9 protein-coding genes and 1 pseudogene are annotated in these 17413 nt (G+C 46.5%); all 10 read right to left on the bottom strand.

The genetic code is table 11. The annotated features are described in order from the left end of the window. Nucleotides 1-171: 171 nt before the first annotated feature. The 10 genes and pseudogenes from AC0IYG_RS11965 to AC0IYG_RS11920 all read right to left on the bottom strand — a co-directional run bounded on the left by AC0IYG_RS11965 (nucleotide 172) and on the right by AC0IYG_RS11920 (nucleotide 17170). Nucleotides 172-1677 (bottom strand): RagB/SusD family nutrient uptake outer membrane protein, encoded by a 1506-nt coding sequence (locus tag AC0IYG_RS11965; RefSeq protein ID WP_471711300.1) that lies wholly within the window; start codon nucleotides 1675-1677, stop codon nucleotides 172-174. 29 nt (nucleotides 1678-1706) lie between these two features. Continuing rightward, nucleotides 1707-5178 (bottom strand): annotated as a pseudogene (locus AC0IYG_RS11960) (SusC/RagA family TonB-linked outer membrane protein). A gap of 19 nt (nucleotides 5179-5197) precedes the next feature. Next, complete coding sequence (locus AC0IYG_RS11955; protein WP_471711299.1) at nucleotides 5198-6205, bottom strand: FecR family protein; 1008 nt, start codon at nucleotides 6203-6205, stop codon at nucleotides 5198-5200. Nucleotides 6206-6254: 49 nt separating this feature from the next. Then, the gene (locus tag AC0IYG_RS11950; RefSeq protein WP_471711298.1) at nucleotides 6255-6920 is read right to left on the bottom strand and encodes an RNA polymerase sigma-70 factor; all 666 of its coding nucleotides are present in this window, start codon (nucleotides 6918-6920) and stop codon (nucleotides 6255-6257) included. Nucleotides 6921-7084: 164 nt separating this feature from the next. After that, nucleotides 7085-8797, bottom strand: a complete 1713-nt coding sequence (locus tag AC0IYG_RS11945; RefSeq protein WP_471711297.1) for a GMC oxidoreductase — start codon at nucleotides 8795-8797, stop codon at nucleotides 7085-7087. A 29-nt stretch (nucleotides 8798-8826) separates the two neighbouring features. Beyond that, nucleotides 8827-9348, bottom strand: a complete 522-nt coding sequence (locus AC0IYG_RS11940) for a gluconate 2-dehydrogenase subunit 3 family protein (RefSeq protein WP_471711296.1) — start codon at nucleotides 9346-9348, stop codon at nucleotides 8827-8829. Nucleotides 9349-9397: 49 nt separating this feature from the next. Further along, entirely contained in the window at nucleotides 9398-10639 is a 1242-nt protein-coding gene (locus tag AC0IYG_RS11935; protein ID WP_471711295.1) for an MFS transporter, read from the bottom strand. 126 nt (nucleotides 10640-10765) lie between these two features. Beyond that, nucleotides 10766-12427 (bottom strand): FAD-dependent oxidoreductase, encoded by a 1662-nt coding sequence (locus AC0IYG_RS11930; protein ID WP_471711294.1) that lies wholly within the window; start codon nucleotides 12425-12427, stop codon nucleotides 10766-10768. Nucleotides 12428-12459: 32 nt separating this feature from the next. Further along, a complete protein-coding gene (locus AC0IYG_RS11925) occupies nucleotides 12460-13899 on the bottom strand; it encodes a RagB/SusD family nutrient uptake outer membrane protein (RefSeq protein WP_471711293.1) in 1440 nt (479 codons plus the stop codon). A 25-nt stretch (nucleotides 13900-13924) separates the two neighbouring features. Then, a complete protein-coding gene (locus tag AC0IYG_RS11920; protein ID WP_471711292.1) occupies nucleotides 13925-17170 on the bottom strand; it encodes a TonB-dependent receptor in 3246 nt (1081 codons plus the stop codon). Between the last annotated feature and the right edge of the window lie 243 nt (nucleotides 17171-17413).

Raw genomic sequence — 17413 nt, 5'->3', positions numbered from 1 at the left:
AACAAATTGTTGATGATGGTTAATTCCCTAAAAATCGGTGCCAGCAGCGCAATTGTGCATTTATCAAAACCCAGTAAATAAAATAGGCCGCCGAAAGTTTTCAGCGACCTATCAATGCTATTAAACCCGAAAGTTTAATTATTAACCTACAATGTAATGTTTGTAACCTCCTTAATATCCCATATTCTGAGTCAGACTCGGGTTATTGCGGATTTCCGATGTGGGGATCGGGAACAGCAATTCTCTTTCTGTTACGGTTGGTCCGTAGCTGAATTTATGACCCACGTAGTTTTCAAATGTCTTCGTTTTTACATTATATGCTTTCCGCAACCTCACCATATCAAACCAGGTAATGTTCTCAAAACACAGCTCATGCCAGCGCTCTGTCCAGATCGCCTCACGGAGCTTGTCCTTCGCTAAGCCAGCCAATGCAGGCAATTGTGCGCGTGTCCTGACCGCATTAACCGCTTCTAAAACTTTGGCTGACGGACCGGTTGCTTCGTTAGCAGCTTCCGCATAAGTCAATAAAACGTCCGCATAACGGATCACCGGCCAGTTTAAATCGCTGTTGGCCGTGCTCGTTTGGGCAACATTATCAAAATGCTTGTAGATGAAATAGCCACCCAAATCCACGACCTTATTGCGATCGGCTTCATTCGTGAACTTTGTGAAGAAGAATTGCTTCTCTTTTGTACGCAGATCGGCAGCGTCATAAGACTGTACAAATTCCGCTGTGGAGTAAATCCCGCCTGTTTCATCCGAATATTGCGAGATGTTTTTGTTGTAAGGAATAATCGAAACCTGCCAGCCGGAAGGAAGCAGCTGCGTCCTGAACTGGATCATGAAAATATTCTCTTCAACATTCTTCTTTGCAGGATTGTGAAGGTCGTCGTAAGTCGCAAAAAGTTTGAATTGCTTCGAATCAATCACTTCCGCTGCTTTTGCAGCTGCCAGCGCATAATGCGATGCGCCTTTTTGCAAAGGAAATCCGGCCATTGTCAGATAAACCTGTGAAAGCAATGATTTGACAGCGCCCATGTTCACACGTCCGCTTACATCCGTCCATGGCAATCCCGATTCCTCAGCCAGTTTCAAATCTGCAACGATCTGGTTATAAACCTCTTCGGGTGAAGATGCAGAAGGTTTCAGGCGTTCGGAATCCAATGTTACCGGCTCTGTGATCAGCGGAACACCGCCGAACATGCGCACCAGATTGAAATAGTAAAACGCTCTCAGAAAGTAAGCTTCTCCCAACAACTTTTTGAGATCAGCTTCATTCATTGCGGGAATCGTAGGCACTTTGGAAATGGAAAGATTTGCATTCGCAATGCCCCGGTAATAAGCCGACCAGTAAGTCTGTCCGTAACCGTTATCAGACGTGTTGCGCAAGTCTTTCACAAAATAACTGTTCACGGCTTGTCCTAAATCTGTTTTTGCCAGACCGGTTGCAAACTCCGTCATCATCCACGCGCCACCGCCAAAACCACTGCCAAGCGGATCGCGCAAAGGCGCATAAATGGCATCAACCGAACTTCTGCCGTGCGCAGGCTGCGTAAAATAGTTCTCGACGGTGAAGTTACTGGGATCGGATTCGTCCAGGAAATCACTGCAACCCGTTGCCCAGAATACGCTCAAAAGTGTAGTGAGCAAGCCGATTCTTTTTGATAATTTATTCATTTTACTTCAAGTAAGAGTCTGTAATGATGTTATAAACCAATGTTCAAACCGAGCATGAATACTCTTGGCTTCGGATAATCGTACAAGCCGAATCCCTGGTCAAACGGAGAGCCTGAGTTGGAAACTTCCGGGTCATAACCTTTGTATTTGGTCATCACGAAGAAGTTCTGAACAGAACCGTAAACCCGCAAACGATCCAGTTTAAGCCTTGAAACAACAGAAGCAGGGAAAGTGTAAGCAAGAAGCAAGTTCCTTCCACGGATAAATGATGCATCGGTTACTTTATGGCTGTCATTATTTGTCGTGTAATACCGCGTTGATCGGGCGGATCTGCGCAATCGGCGTGTTCTGATTGGTTTCTGTCCACGCATTCAGCACGGTTTTGTAACTGTTGGCAATGCCTTGTCTGTCTTCCGCAGAGTGGATGCTTCGGTCAAGCACATCATTTCCATACATATACTGCAAGTCAACAGTCAGGGAAAGCGCTTTGTACTGGAATGTGTTTAAGAATGTTCCAAAACCATCTGGAATCCCTTTTCCAATGATAGCACGGTCATTATCATTGATCGTTCCGTCATTGTTCAAATCCTTATACTTTACGTCACCCGGAAGCATGTTGTACTTTTTGGCTTGCTCAGCTTCCGCAGTAGACCAGGTTCCTTCATGCACACGTCCGAAAAATGCACCAACCGGCTCTCCTACCCTTACAATTGTATTTCCTGAGAAAATATCACTGCCGCCTGAAAGCGCTAACACTTTGTTTTTATTGACAGAAATGTTGAATGTTGTATTCCATGAAAAATCGCCGGTTTTAATGTTTGTAGAGTTCAATGCAAACTCAACCCCTTTGTTTTCCATGCTCCCTACATTGGTAAAAATGCTTCCATAACCGCTGCTCATCGGAAGTGGTGCATCCAGCAACATTTTGTTCACTTTTCTTCTGTAAAGATCAAGTTCAAAACTCAACCTGTTGGAAAGCAATCCCAATTCGATACCGAAGTCAACCTGCTGCGTTTTTTCCCATTGCAGATTGGAGTTCGACATACGGCCTACGCCTGTTCCGATATTGCGGACGCCACCAAAAATCACGTCATAGCTCGCCATTCCCGCCAACGCGCGGTAAGCTGGAATTTCCGAGTTCCCCGTCGCACCATAACTCGCCCGGATTTTCAGGTTTGAAATCGCAGACACATTTTTAAGGAATTCCTCTTCGCTAACCCTCCACGCAAGTGCAGCAGACGGGAAGAATGCATAGCGATTGGCATCCCCAAACTTCGACGAACCATCGATACGACCGGTGAATGTGACCAGATATTTGTCCATCAGGCTGTAATTAAGCCTTGCGAAGTAAGAATTAAGCCCGTAAGCCGATGCACTTGAAGAAGGTGCAAGTGCTGTCGCGCCCGCTCCCAGGTTGTTGAACTGGAAATAAGTGTCCGTGAAATTCTGGCTTCTTGCTGCATTATCAAAACGGTCCACGTGCTGCCATGATAATCCGAGCACTGCATTCACAGAATGTATTTTACCAAATTCCTTTGCATAGGTCAGGTAATTTTCAAATTGCCAGGAATTGAACCTTCTGCTTGTTACCGATGCGTCACCATTGTTTGAAATGTATTGAAGTCCGGCTGCGGCAAAGTAATCTTCACGCTGGTTGATCACATTGGTTCCGATCGTGGATCTGAGTTCAAGTCCGTCAGCAAGTCTGATGCTGGCGTACATATTCCCCAGCATGGTCTGCGTCCGAAGGTAAAAAAGGCGCTCTGCAACAACCCTAAGCGGACTATCTCCACCTTCCATGCCTGGGTAATCGCGGTTACTGGCCCACTTTCCGTCGGGATATTTTACAGGAATGATCGGTAATGCTTCCAGAACCTGGCGCATTGCCGTGATTCCGCCGCCGCCCAACTGGTCAATTTGCTTTTCATTCTGATCGGTGTAACCCAATGTTCCGCCTACTTTTAGCCAGCTTTTGATTTGGCTATCAAATACAAAACGGCCTGCAAAACGCTTCTGCCATGATTCACGCGCGATCCCGTTTTCATTACGGTAATTCAAAAAAGCTCCGTAACTGCCCTTTTCACTTCCGCCGGTTAAGCCAAGCTGGTGATTTTGGGTAAATGCTTTCTGAAATGTTTCGTCCTGCCAGTCTGTGTCGTAAAGCGGGTTTCCACTGGCATCAAAAAGCAATGGATTGGTGCGTTTCAACCTCGGATCTGTATATTTTGTGCCGGTTGCCCAGCCATCCGGATCGTATTTTGCAGCATTGGCATAAATGGTTTCCTCCACTTGCAAAAACTCCTTTGAATTCAGCACAGGCAATTTTTTTGGCACAACTCCAACACTAAAATCGGAGTCATAAGTCACTTTTCCGCCCCCCGATGTCCCGCGTTTTGTGGTCACCAAGATAACGCCATTGGCACCGCGCGCTCCGTAAATTGCTGTTGAAGAAGCATCTTTCAGCACTTCGATCGAGGCAATGTCATTAGGGTTAATGTAGTCAATCGGTGTACTTCCGTTTCCAAGCTCCACAGCATTCAGGATTACTCCGTCAATAACATACAATGGGTTGTTGGATACAGAAATAGAGCTCGCTCCGCGGATACGAATGTTCGCACGACCACCCGGACGGCCTGAGTTTGAGGAAACATTCACCCCGGCGATGCGGCCCGAAAGTCCCTGGTTCAGCGATGATGCGGGACGTTCCTGCAAAACCTCACCCTTAATCGTTCCAACGGCGCCTGTAAGGTCAGATTTCTTAACCGAACCATAACCAACAACGACAATTTCGTCCAATGCATTTTCATCAGGCAGCATAGCCACGTCAACAGTTGACTGGCTTCCCACCGTAACTTCCTGCGATTTATAACCTACAAAGCTCAGTACGAGCACATTCTGCGCGCCGCCCTCGGGAACATCAAGCGTAAATTCACCATTTGCACCTGTTGAAGTTCCGCGTTGCGTGCCTTTCAAAACCACACTCACACCGGGCAGGCCAGTGCCGGATTCGTCAGCGACTTTCCCCTTAATGGTGCGGTCAACAGTCGCCTGCTGCGAAGCCGCAGGAAATACAACTGTCTCACTGGTAACGCCTTGCTCAGGAAGCGCGCTGGTTTCCCGGGCTTCTTCTTTGATCGGAGCCACTTCTTTCGCTTTCACTTCCGTGATTACAAAAGTGTTTTTCCTTGTCTTTTTATAGGTTAAACCATTCTGCTGCAACAATGCGCCGAGGTTCTTTTCCAAAGATTGATTAAAATCCAATGATCCGACCGCAACATTGACAGATCGCACCAGGCGGTCCTCAAAAATGATCTCAACTCCATAATGTTTCTGCAAGTCGAGCAGAACATTCTTCAACTTCATTTCCTGACCAAAAGCGTGATGCTGCTTGGTGGGAATGGAGGCGTAAGCGATAATCTGGGAGTGGGCAACCAGCGAGGATTGCGTCATCAGCACAATCCCGATTGCTGCCCATTGCTTAGCTGATAGCGTTATATTCATAATTGATTGATTTAGGTATTTATTGGTTTTTTAAAAGGATTGTATCTCCGCGTTGCTCGATTTTCATGTCAAGAACCTCTGAAATTGTCTTCAAAAGCTCGTCGGCATTCTTCGTTTTGAAGTTTCCCGTAATGGTCCGCTGCGCCATTTCTGCATTGGAAAGCTTCACTTTCTGGCCAAAATTTTCGTCGATCATTGCTACGATATCTTTCACCGATGTTGAATTGAACACATAGCGTTGTTCTTTCCAGGCAGCGAAAGTGTTCATATCCTGCTTTTTTGCGAGTTTCACCGATCCGGCGTTGTCCAGCACGGCCAGGTCGCCGGGCTCCATCATCATTTCCTTGCGCTGATCATTATGGGAATAATCAATGCGCACGCTGCCACTTTTCAAAGCCACCTTCGTTCCTCTCGGACGGGCAAAAACAGAGAATGTTGTCCCGAGGACCTCCACCTGAAAATCATCCGAAGTTTTGACTACAAATCGCTTATTATCAATTGTATGACTCACAGAAAACTCCGCTTCACCCTGCAAATCCACATTCCTGACATCATCATCGAACCCAAACCTTGGGATTTTAAGCTTTGAATTGGAATTCAGCGCAACTTTGCTGCCGTCTTCCAGATACACGTCTGTCGTTTGTCCATAGGCAGTTTGATAAGTTTTGTATTGAAGCGGTTCACGAAACCACCAGCCACAGCTCACCAGAAATGTTACTGAGGCGGCCATAAGCCAGAAATTGTTTGAACGGGCTGAGAAAAACCTGGGTTTTTTATTTTCGGTTTGCAGTTTTGAAACAGTAACGGGTGCCATATCGCTGTCAATGCGGCTAAGCAATGCCTGAATGGCGGCGTCCTGATCCGGGACGAACTGCGGGCATTTTGTTTCGTATTCGAGCAGCCACTGGCTGAACAGCTCAGCGTTATTTTGATCAAGGATCCAGTCCTCGACGAGCTGTCGTTCCAGCGGATTGGCGCGTCCCGCCAAATACTCGAACAGCGTGTATTTTGATATAATTGTTTTCATTTTATTTTTCAGTTCGAAGTAGGCTACGGACTTCGCAGCTAATAGTCGTTTATATGAAGCTCACCACGGTAAGTGCAACCGAAATCATCCATTCACCATGAAGCGCCGACCTGAGGTGTTTCAAAGCTTTGGAAATATGCACTTCAACCGTTTTGGGGGAAATATGCAGCTCATCCGCGATCTCGTGGTATTTTTTGTTTTCGAAACGGCTGAGCAAAAACACTTTCTGGCATTGTGTAGGAAGCCTCGCAATGACCTCGTTCACTTTCAGGAAAAGATTATTATAATGTATTTCAGCGTCCGGCTGCTGATGATATGTGGAAATCGTATTCTCTTCGTTGGCTTCAAGCGAGGCCATTTTCCCGAACTCTCTACGCATATACGTATAACATTCGTTCCGCACGGACCTGAACAGATAACTCGTGTAGGAAGATGTAATGTTCTCGTAAGCTTTGGTCCTGTAAAACTGAAAGAAAACTTCACTTACAAGATCTTCGGCGATCTGTTTGGAATAAACAAAACGAACGGCGTGGCTGCAAAGGGGATTGTAGTAACGTCTGAAAAGCAGCTCCAAACCCCTGGCCGGATTTTCCTCAAATGTGGCCTTCAGGAATGTCGCCGAATCTATTTCACTGGCACCCGTCTTACCTTCGTGTAAAGGTGACACAAATGTGCTTTTGTGCTTTGATTCCTGGCTAAGCAAAGGATCGTGCATTGAGTCTTTATTTAATGTAATAATTAAAAGACTTTTTTGTACTCGGATTCCCTTAGTCTTAATTAAAAAAAACTAAAACTTTTTTAAATGATATGATTGGAGCGTTTAGGGCAACAAAAAAACCGCCACTGTTTTGGTGACGGTTTTCAACGTATTGCTATTTATTACAAATTCTTGGCTTTCATTTCCTTAACCGCATGGTCAACGGCTCTTGCGGACAAGGCCATATAAGTCAGCGACGGGTTTTGCGTAGACGTTGAAGTCATACAAGCGCCATCCGTAACAAAGACGTTTTTGCAAGCGTGCAGCTGGTTGAATTTGTTAAGCATGGAAGTTTTCGGATCCTTACCCATGCGCACACCGCCCATTTCATGAATGTCGTTACCCGGATTTCTTTTTCCATCATGGGCTTTGACATTTTTGAAACCAGCGCTTTCAAACATTTCGCTCACCTGCTCAATGTAATCCTTGATCATTTTCTCATCATTGTCGTCGTAACCCACATTGATCTTCAGCATCGGAATGCCAAACGGATCTTTCTGCGTTTTGTCGAGCGCCACGTAACTGCTTTCTTTCGGGATTGTCTCGCCCATCATGTGCGACCCTACGCTCCAATTGCCATATTTTGTTTCCAAAAGGCCTGCTTTCAGCGATTCGCCCATGCCATTTCTGTCGTTGTAAGTCTGGCGATTAGCTCCAAAACCGGCTGCATAACCTCTCAAAAAGTCAGTTTCCTGCTTGTAAACATTGCGGAACCTTGGAATATAGCCGCTGTTCGGGCGACGGCCGTCCGTTGTTGAATCCAGGAAGCCTTCGTAATCACCGGAAATGCTTGCGCGATAATTGTGAAAAGCCACATATTTACCCAGCACACCGCTATCATTACCAAGTCCATTCGGGAAACGGCTTGATATCGAATTCAACAAAACCAGGTTGCTATTCAACGCTGCGGCATTCAGGAAAATAATGTCTGCATAAAAATCCATTGTTTCCTTCGTGTTCGCATCAATCACGCGCACGCCGCTCGCCTTCTGTTTTTTCTCGTCATAAATAATTGAATGAACCACAGAATGCGGGCGCAATGTCATGTTTCCGGTTTTCATCGCCCACGGAATAGTCGATGAATTGCTGCTGAAATATCCACCAAACGGACAACCGCGTTCACAGATCGTCCTATGCTGGCATTTTGCACGACCTTGATCCAAATGGATCTGCTGCGGATCAGTAATGTGCGCCGCGCGGCCGATAATAATGTGACGGTCTTTATATTGTTTGGAAACCGATTCCTTGAAATATTTTTCAACGCAGTTTAGCTCGTGCGGTGCGAGGAATTCGCCGTCCGGCAGGGTGTCAATGCCGTCTTTGTTTCCGGTAATGCCCGCAAATTTCTCCACGTGGCTATACCAGGGCGCTATGTCGTCATAACCGATCGGCCATTCAACGGCAAACTTGTCGCGTGCCGGGCCTTCGAAATCATACTTGCTCCAGCGCTGTGTCTGGCGCGCCCATAACAACGACTTTCCGCCAACCTGATAGCCGCGGATCCAGTCGAATGGTTTTTCCTGAATGTAGGGATGCTCATTGTCTTTTGCGAAAAAGTGCGCCGATGATTCTTTGAAATTATAGCAACGGCTCGCAATCGGATTGGCATCAGTAACTTCCTTGGGCAATCTTTCGCGGTGCTCAAATTCCCAGGGCATCATATTGGTCGTAGGATAATCCTTAATGTGCTGCACGTCACGACCGCGTTCCAGCACGAGTGTTTTCAAACCTTTTTCAGTCAGCTCCTTCGCCGACCAGCCGCCGCTGATTCCTGAGCCAATGACAATGGCATCATAAGTGCGGGCTTTTTTACTGTCAATATTAAAATTCGCCATAGTTTTTTTGTGAGACAGGAAGGGTTTTCCTAGCCTTTTGTAACCGGAACACAACCGTGATAACGTGCCGGGATCATTTCGTAATGTGTCAAATTCGTCATCACATATTCGGACGACATATAACCTTGAATGGTCAGGTTTTTCACCATGCCCAGAAACGCTTTCTGGCTTGCATCGCTGCCTTTGTCAATGTCCTGCAAAAGCTGCAGGCGTTGTTCTTTGCTGGCATCGGCGAATGATTTGCTAAACCGCTGAATGCTTTGCTCGTCCAGATTGGAGATCCCGCTTTTCAGACCGGCCTGCGCTTTGCTGTCGTAGCAATCGGCTACCATCTTCTGAACAAAACCGCCTACGCCCAGTTCACCTGCTCCCGGCGTGTCTGTTTTTGGAATAATTGTTTCCACCATGGCAGCCAGGATTTTGGCCTCGTCGGCTGCGAGCAGCGTTCCTTTTTCAAGGGAGGTTTTATTCCATCCGGATGCCCACGCGGGCAGTCCCGCCATTGCGCCCATGGCCAGTGCCATGCTTTTAAGCGCTACGCGTCTTTCCATTTATGATCTGTTTTTTGAATGTTCTGTTTGATTGTTCCGCTTTCGCCGTTTATTCTTCCAGGAAATCCAGGTCGCGGCCGTGTGTTTCAGGGATTGTCAGAATGCAGAAAATGCCTATCGCAAAGCATATGATCCCAACGAGCGCCCCCGAGTTAATGACTGAAAATGCGTCTTTAAAAGTAGCAAATAATGTTGTCATCAACACTACGGTCCCGCGCACCATATTGGGAACTGTCGTAGCGGCTGTCGCTCGTAAATTGGTCCCAAACTGCTCAGCACCAATGGTTACGAACATGGCCCAGTAACCAATCCCGAACCCGAGTAATGCTGCAACTCCGTAAAACGTTGACACAGATTTAATACCGGCGTAGAGATAAACAACGCTCCATATTAACGTAAAAATCATAAGATAAAATACAGCCTTCTTCCTGGATTTTAACCAATGACTCAAAAATCCGCTGCACAAATCACCCAGCGAAAGCCCAACATAGCACCACATGATCGACAAACCGGGCTTAATGGCGCCATCAATGCCCAATGCTTTGCCAAATTCATTGCTGAATGTCGCCAGGATCCCGATCACAAACCAGGTAGGAAGCCCGATTCCGATGCATTTCAGATAGCGGAACAGCCTGTCTTTATTGGTGAAAAGAGCGAAGAAATTTCCTTTTTCAACGTGTTTCTGGTTCTTAATGTCTTTGAAAATCCCCGATTCAAAAACACCGATCCTTAGTAAAAGCAATGATATGCCTAATCCGCCCCCGATGAAATATGCATAGCGCCAGTCAAAGAATTCGACGGTAAAATAGGCCACTACTGCACCCAAAAGGCCAATTCCGGCAACCAATGATGTTCCTATGGCGCGTAAATGTTTTGGTAAAATCTCAGAAACCAATGTAATGCCTGCACCCAGCTCGCCGGCAAGCCCGATGCCTGCAATGAACCGTAAAATCTTATATGTGGCAGGATCCTGCACAAAACCGCAGGCAATGTTGGCAAGTGAATAAGTGATAATGGAGCCAAAGAGCACGGATAAGCGCCCTTTTTTATCTCCTAACACACCCCAGAGAATGCCGCCGAGGAGCAAGCCGGTCATTTGCCAGTTCAGAATGCTGGCTCCGGTGAGGGAAATTTCAGCTTCGGATAATCCTAAGGAAGCGAGACTGGGCAGGCGAACGATTCCGAAGAGCAAAAGGTCATATATATCGACAAAGTATCCAAGGGCAGCGACGATAACGGGGGCACTAAAAAGATGGGAAACATCTGATCGCTGAGCTGTAATGGTAGCCATTCTGATTTTTATCGGGTTAAAGGAGTTTAATTTCAAACACTTAAATAAATAGCCGGATTTTCACCCGGCTATCGACCTTTTTGTTACTTAAAATTAGGCTGCAAATGTAATTGACAAAATAATGTGTTACAATTCTAATTTTTGTTTGTCTTTTAAAAGCTGCTCTTTCAATTTGGCATAATCCACGTCCTGAACGGCAACGTTGGCATCAATCGCCTGAACCGCCGCCGATGCTGCGCTTTGTCCCAAGATCATGAAAACAGGTTCCATACGGATTGAGCCGTAAGCAATGTGCGAGCTCGAAAGGCACACCGGCACGAACAGATTTTCACATTCCTCTTTTTTAGGAACAATCGAAGCATAGGAAATGCTGTAAGGCGATTTTGGATGCACGCCAATGTCCCCTTCATTTTGCACAAAACCATCGTCTTTCACAAAACGCTGCGCATTATGCGAATCCAGGGCATAAGAACCCATTCCAACTGGCTGTTCCACAGGGGTTACACCCATTGTGTGGTTTTCATTCATAACAGTGTTTGAAATCATCCGGCGCGCCTCACGCACGTAGATCTGGTGTGGCCAGCCGCCGTTGTCTTTAAACTCGTCTTTTGGTAATCCCCACTGGCTCATCTCTTTACGAACGTCCGCAGGAACGGCCGGATCATTCGTCAGGAAATACATTAAGCCTTTTTGATACAATTCATGCTCCTTAATGATCTCTTTTCTGCGTTCGTAAGTTGCCTCGGGATAATCGTAATTCTGGCCAATAAAATCGGTGCTGAATGGCCCGTGGTTGTTTGTATCCGTCTTTTTGTTCGGAATCGGGTCGTATTTGTCAAATGTTTCATCCCAGCCAGCTTTATAAACCCTTGCCAGCAACTCGTATTTTGCGGGGTCGTAACCTGCCGGCTTTTCAAATGGAATGCGGTTATCAGGATTTGCGGAAAGGCACATGCGGAAGCAGTAAGCCTGGATTTTGTTATCTCCCGAGCCATTAGGCGCGATTTTATCGTCACTAATGTAAGGCAGCAAACCACTTTTAGGATCGCCTTCCACTTTGTACGGGCTGATGTTTTTCTTGAAATAATGTCCATGCTGGAAAACGCCTGCCTGCACCCCGTTCCATTTCTCATTGTAAACGCTGTTTGCTTCACGTCCCACATGGTATTTCACGCCTGCCGAAGCCATTAAGTCACCTTCGTAAGTGGCGTCGATGAACATTTTACCAGCAAATGTTTTGCCTGAAAGTGTTTTGATAGAGACAATTCTGCCGTCTTTTTTCTCAACACCTTTATCCCGGTCGAGCCACTCGTCACGGTAAATTTTAATGTTGTTTTCTTTTACAAAATCTTCAAAAACCTGCTCCGCAGCATGCGGCTCAAAGATCCACATGGTGCGATCCGCTCCGTCCATGGCTGGCGTTCCCTGGCCTTTGTTGCCATATTCGTCTTTTTTCTGCCATTTCCAGGATTCCGGCTTATCGTAATGCTGGTATAACCGGTGGTAAAATTCTCTCGCAAGCCCGCCGATTACCGATTTATTACCCGTATCTGTAAAACCCAATCCTCCCGAAGAAAGCCCGCCCAAATGTTTGTCGGGCGACACCACGAGCACGGTTTTGCCAGACTTAATCACCTGAACGGCGGCAGTAACCGCGGCGGATGTGCCTCCGTAAATGATGACATCGGCGGTGAGTGCGTCTTGCGCTTCTTCACTTTTCTTTTCAGAGCATGAAGGACTTGCGGCGATTAAGAAAAATGCAATCAGATAAATCAAATACTTGTTCATTTTCATCAATTGTTGGTTGGGAATAGAAAAAATCAGTAACCTGGATTTTGATCTTTGGCAGGGTCAAGTGCCTTGTTATAAAGCAATTCTGAGTTGGGTATCGGCCACATCATGTGCTTTTCGGCGATATCAATGTTCTTCACTTCCTTAATACGCTGCTTAGCAATGCCCAGGCGTTTCAAGTCAAGCCAGCGCTTGCCTTCGTACATGGTTTCGTAGCCACGCTCACGCACTACGAGGTCGGTGAATGTTTTCAAAGTCAGTCCCGCAAGCTTGAAATCAACCGGCGAAGCAGTTTCGGCATTGTAACCGTAAGCACGGCGGTGCACTTTGTTCAGACTTTCGAGTGCTTCTGCCGTTGGCGCGCCATTGGCTTTCGCTGCGGTTTCGGCGTGGAAAAGCAATAAATCAGCATAGCGATACCACGGATAGTCATTTCCACCACCATCTGTTGCTGCCGGATCACGAAATTTTCTGTACAAACACGTGTTTGGTCCAAGTCCCACATCCACATTATACAGGATATGGGCTTTGCGCAAATCTTTCATGTCCCAGGTTTTGATAAATGAATTGGAAGTCGAATCTGTATACTGCGCATACACACCGCCCGGGCCATAGTAACGATACTGACCAATGGCGCGGTGGGCATAACCAACCAGCCCGAAACCCTGCTGACGGGAATATTTGAAGTAAAAGATCTCTTCGGGCGTTGATACTACTTCGGGCCCGAATATTTTCTGAAAATCCTCTGAATTACTCACCGGAACCAATGAATATCTGCCCGATGCGATCACTTCTTTTGCCCTATCGCTGGATTCTTTCCATTTTTCCTGATACATATAAATTTCGGCAAGCAATGTTTTCGCAGCCCATTTGGTTGGACGTCCTACTTCGGAAGGCGTTTCCGGCAGGAATTGCTCGGCATTGAGTGCATCACTTAAAATCTGATTATAGACTTCTTCAACACTGGCGCGCTTCACGTCCGTTACGGTCATATTCGCCTCAGTCCGCAAAGGAACGCCGCCCCAGTTTCGGACCATGGCAAAGTAGATCAGCGAACGAAGATATTTGGCTTCTGCGACGAACTTGGCGATATCGCCTTCGGATATTTCGCTCGCTTTCGGCACATTTTCAATCACAATGTTGGCATTCCGGATCGACTGGTAAAAGGCGTCCCAGATCGCGCCAACGCGGTTAATGTTGGTGTTGTCCAGTCCCTGATACAAACTGACCGGCGTTTGGCTGCCTCTGGAATTCCCATAGTCCGGCAGGCCTTCTTGTTGGGCAGGATAATTGGTGCTCAGCCCATTAGGTCCGCGCATAGGTCCGTAAATCGCGTTCACAGCAGCCCGCGCTTCATCGGGTGAGTTGTAAAAAACCTCGGCTGCGAGTGATTTGGGCTCTTCTTTTAAAATGTCATCACAAGCCGTGAGGGAAAGGGCGAGGACGAAACAAATAGCTATATTTTTCATTGTTGGAAATGTTAATGTTGATTGATCAGAAACCTACGCGCAGACCAATTGTGGTTGTTTTTGCAGTCGGATAACTGTAATGGTCGATGCCCATCCGGATGGAGTTGGAGCCGCCATAGGAACTGATTTCAGGATCAAACCAGGAATATTTCGTGAATGTGATCAGGTTTTGCGCACTGACATAAATCTGCGCGCTCGTGAGCCATTTGATATTTTTGACAGGCACATTGTAGCTCAGCTGAATGTTTTTGAAACGCAGATAAGAACCATCTTCCACAAAGCGATTTGAAACCTGCGCCTGCGAAACTTTGCCCGTGATCAAGGGATATTTTGCATTCGTGTTGGTTGGCGTCCAGTGATTTTCAAAAACCTCACGCGGCATATTCAGCGCCTGACCGTAGTCCATCGTCTGGTTTACAGAGCTCAGATTGAAAATATCATTGCCCTGAGATCCCTGAATGAACACATTCAACTCAAAGTTTTTGTAATTCATCGTTGAATTAGCGCCGTAGATCAGCTTCGGGTTCGGGTTACCGATGATGCGCTTATCGCCAATGTCACGCGTGCCGTTCCCGTTGAAATCTTCGTAAACGATCTTGCCCGTTTCGTCATAACCTTTTTCAATGTATCCGTAAAAAGCTCCGATGGATTCGCCTTCACGCAGGACATTCACATTGTCATTGATCACCGAAATGTCAATCGCCTGGCCTAGCACATCATTGCCGCCATACAGTTTCAAAACCTTATTCTTATTGATCGACGCATTGGCAGACAAATTCCATTTGAATGCGCCGGTCAGAATATTCGCATTGGCTGCGATTTCGAAACCTTTATTCTGCACTTTTCCAACATTATCAATTGTGTAAGCATAACCCAATGAAGAAGGCAATGGCACATTATTCAGCAGATCGCGCGTATTTTTGATATAATAATCAAATGTCAGTGAGAAGCGGTTTTGCAGAAATCCAATGTCCAGTCCAATGTCGGATTGTGAGGTTGTTTCCCATTTCAAAGGTCCTGCAAGGCGCAAGCCCGGTGCATAAGAAGTGGTTAATGCATCACCAAAAACCACTTTTCCCGAAGCCAGTTGATTTAATGTATAGTAAGGATCGATCGCCGTGCTGCCCGTTTCACCATAACCAACACGGATTTTTAGATCAGAAATAAAAGAAATGTCCCGGATGAATTTCTCCTCCGACAATCGGTAAGCGATGGATGCCGATGGAAAGTAACCCCATTTTTGTCCTTCGGTGTAACGCGAAGAGCCGTCGGCGCGGAAACTGAATGTCGCCAGGAATCTTTCGTTTAACGAATAATTGAAACGTGCCAGATAAGACAGCAACGTCCATTTGGAATAAAGTGAGGTAGGCACACCCTGCGTCGCTCCCGCCCCAATGTCAAAAGACTCTTGCACATCGCTCACAAAACCGCTTGCGCTTGTGTTAAGTTGCGTTGTTGTGTAGTCCTGATAAGTAAAACCGGCCACCGCAGAAATGCTGTGCTTCCCGAAGTCCTTTACATAATTAACTGTGTTTTCATTCAGTAAACTGGTGATCTGCGTCGTATTGATCGAAGCTGAGCCAAGGGAATTGACAAATTTTTTGGTCGTGTAAAAATCACCTCGGTCATCGGTGTTTTCTATTCCACCGGAAATTTTGATGGACAGTCCGTCGAGCAATGTATAAGTCAGCGCGCCATTAGCAAGCACTTTATTGGAACGAAGATGGTCGGTTTGCTGCTCAATGAAGTTTAACGGATTGGTGATCACATTCGAACCCCAGGAATAAACCGTCGCCAGATTGGAATAACCACCTTCCGGCAAACGAGCGCCAACCGTCGGATAACCCGAAAGCATGGCCGAAATCAATGAGTTACCCCTGTTTCCGCCGCCCGAATTCTTGCGATCCGTGTCGATGCGCGTCAAAATTGTATTAAGATCAAACCTGAATTTTTTGCTAAAATCAGTGCTCAGATTGGCTCGGATGGAGTTACGGACGTAATTGCTTCCAATAATGATCCCGCCCTGATTAAAATTGCTTCCTGAGATTGAAAAGCGCGTTTTTTCATTTCCACCGTTGATCGAAACTGAATGATTTTGAATGGCGGCCGTATGCAGCGTCAGATCCTGCCAATCTGTTCCGGCACCGAAACCGTTGATTTCATCTTGTGTAAAATGCGGTGCAAGTCCATCATTAGCAGCCTGTTCGTTATAAAATTGTGCGTATTCTTTGGCATTCATCATTTCAATTTTCTTCCGCGGCGTCTGGAAGCCAACATAACTGTCCAGATCCACACTGATCCTGCCCGATTTTCCTTTTTTGGTTGTGATCAGCACCACGCCATTCGCACCTCTTGAACCGTAAATGGCTGTTGCAGAAGCGTCTTTCAGGATTTCAATGGATTCAACGTCTGCATTGTTCAGCAATGTCGGGCTGCCCGAATAAGGAAAGCCATCCACCACGTAAAGTGGCTCGTTTCCACCCTGAACAGAGTTTGTTCCCCGAATCCGGACGCTGATCGGGCTGCCGGGTGCGCCTGTGTTTTGCGAAATTTGCACACCCGTCGCGCGGCCTGCCAGTGATTGCATCAGGTTTGTAGCCGGATATGCATTCAATTCAGCGGATTTGATGGAAGCAACGGAACCGGTGAGATCTGATTTTTTCACCACACCATAACCCACAACCACAAGCTCGCCGAGCGATTTCACGTCCGCTTCCAGCGTAATGTTCATCGTGCTTTGGTTTTCAACTGGAATTTCTTTGGTTGTATAACCCACAAAACTCAACACAAGCACCGCATTATCAGGCACATCCAGCGTAAATCCACCATCTGCATCCGTTGTAGTGCCGGTTTGCGTTCCTTTCACCACAATGCTTACACCCGGAAGGGGCGCATTCATTTCGTCCACGACTTTGCCGGTGAGGTTACGTTTGGGTGAAATGCTTTTTGCAGGAAGTTCGGTTGGCAACGCGTCCTGTCTTTTGAGGATAATGATTTTGCCTGACACTTCATATTGCAGTCCCAAAGGCGTCAAGATCTGATCCAGGACTTCGTACAAAGGCTTTTCGGTTGCAGTAACCGTCACCTTTCTTGCCGATTTGATTAATTTGGAGCTGAAAACAAACCGGACATCGACTTGTTTTTCGACCTGGTTCAAAACCTTTTTTACTTCACTGCCCGAAGCGACCACCGTAATTTTCTGGGAAAGAAGCGACTGTGCGTTGCTTTCGTGGGCATAACTGGTTCCGATGAACCATACGGCAAATATCAATTGTGTGGCTGTTATCCGCATCGTCCAAATTAATACCTGGCGGTATATAAAGGGTTTTTTCATAGATTTGATTGTTTTGTTAAGATTTGAAAACTGGCAAAACGATCCCTGCCTCCGCTACGGAGGTGAATGGCGACAACCAAATGGGATTTATTCCTGAGCCGGTGATGCGGGAACATCGCCGGCTCTTTTTTATGGCACTCTTTCTGTTTCGTAGTTAATTATGGCTTCGGGTTTTTGGGT

This window comes from Dyadobacter sp. AC419 (assembly GCF_979253085.1).
This window is presented reverse-complemented; position numbering and strand designations above follow the sequence as displayed.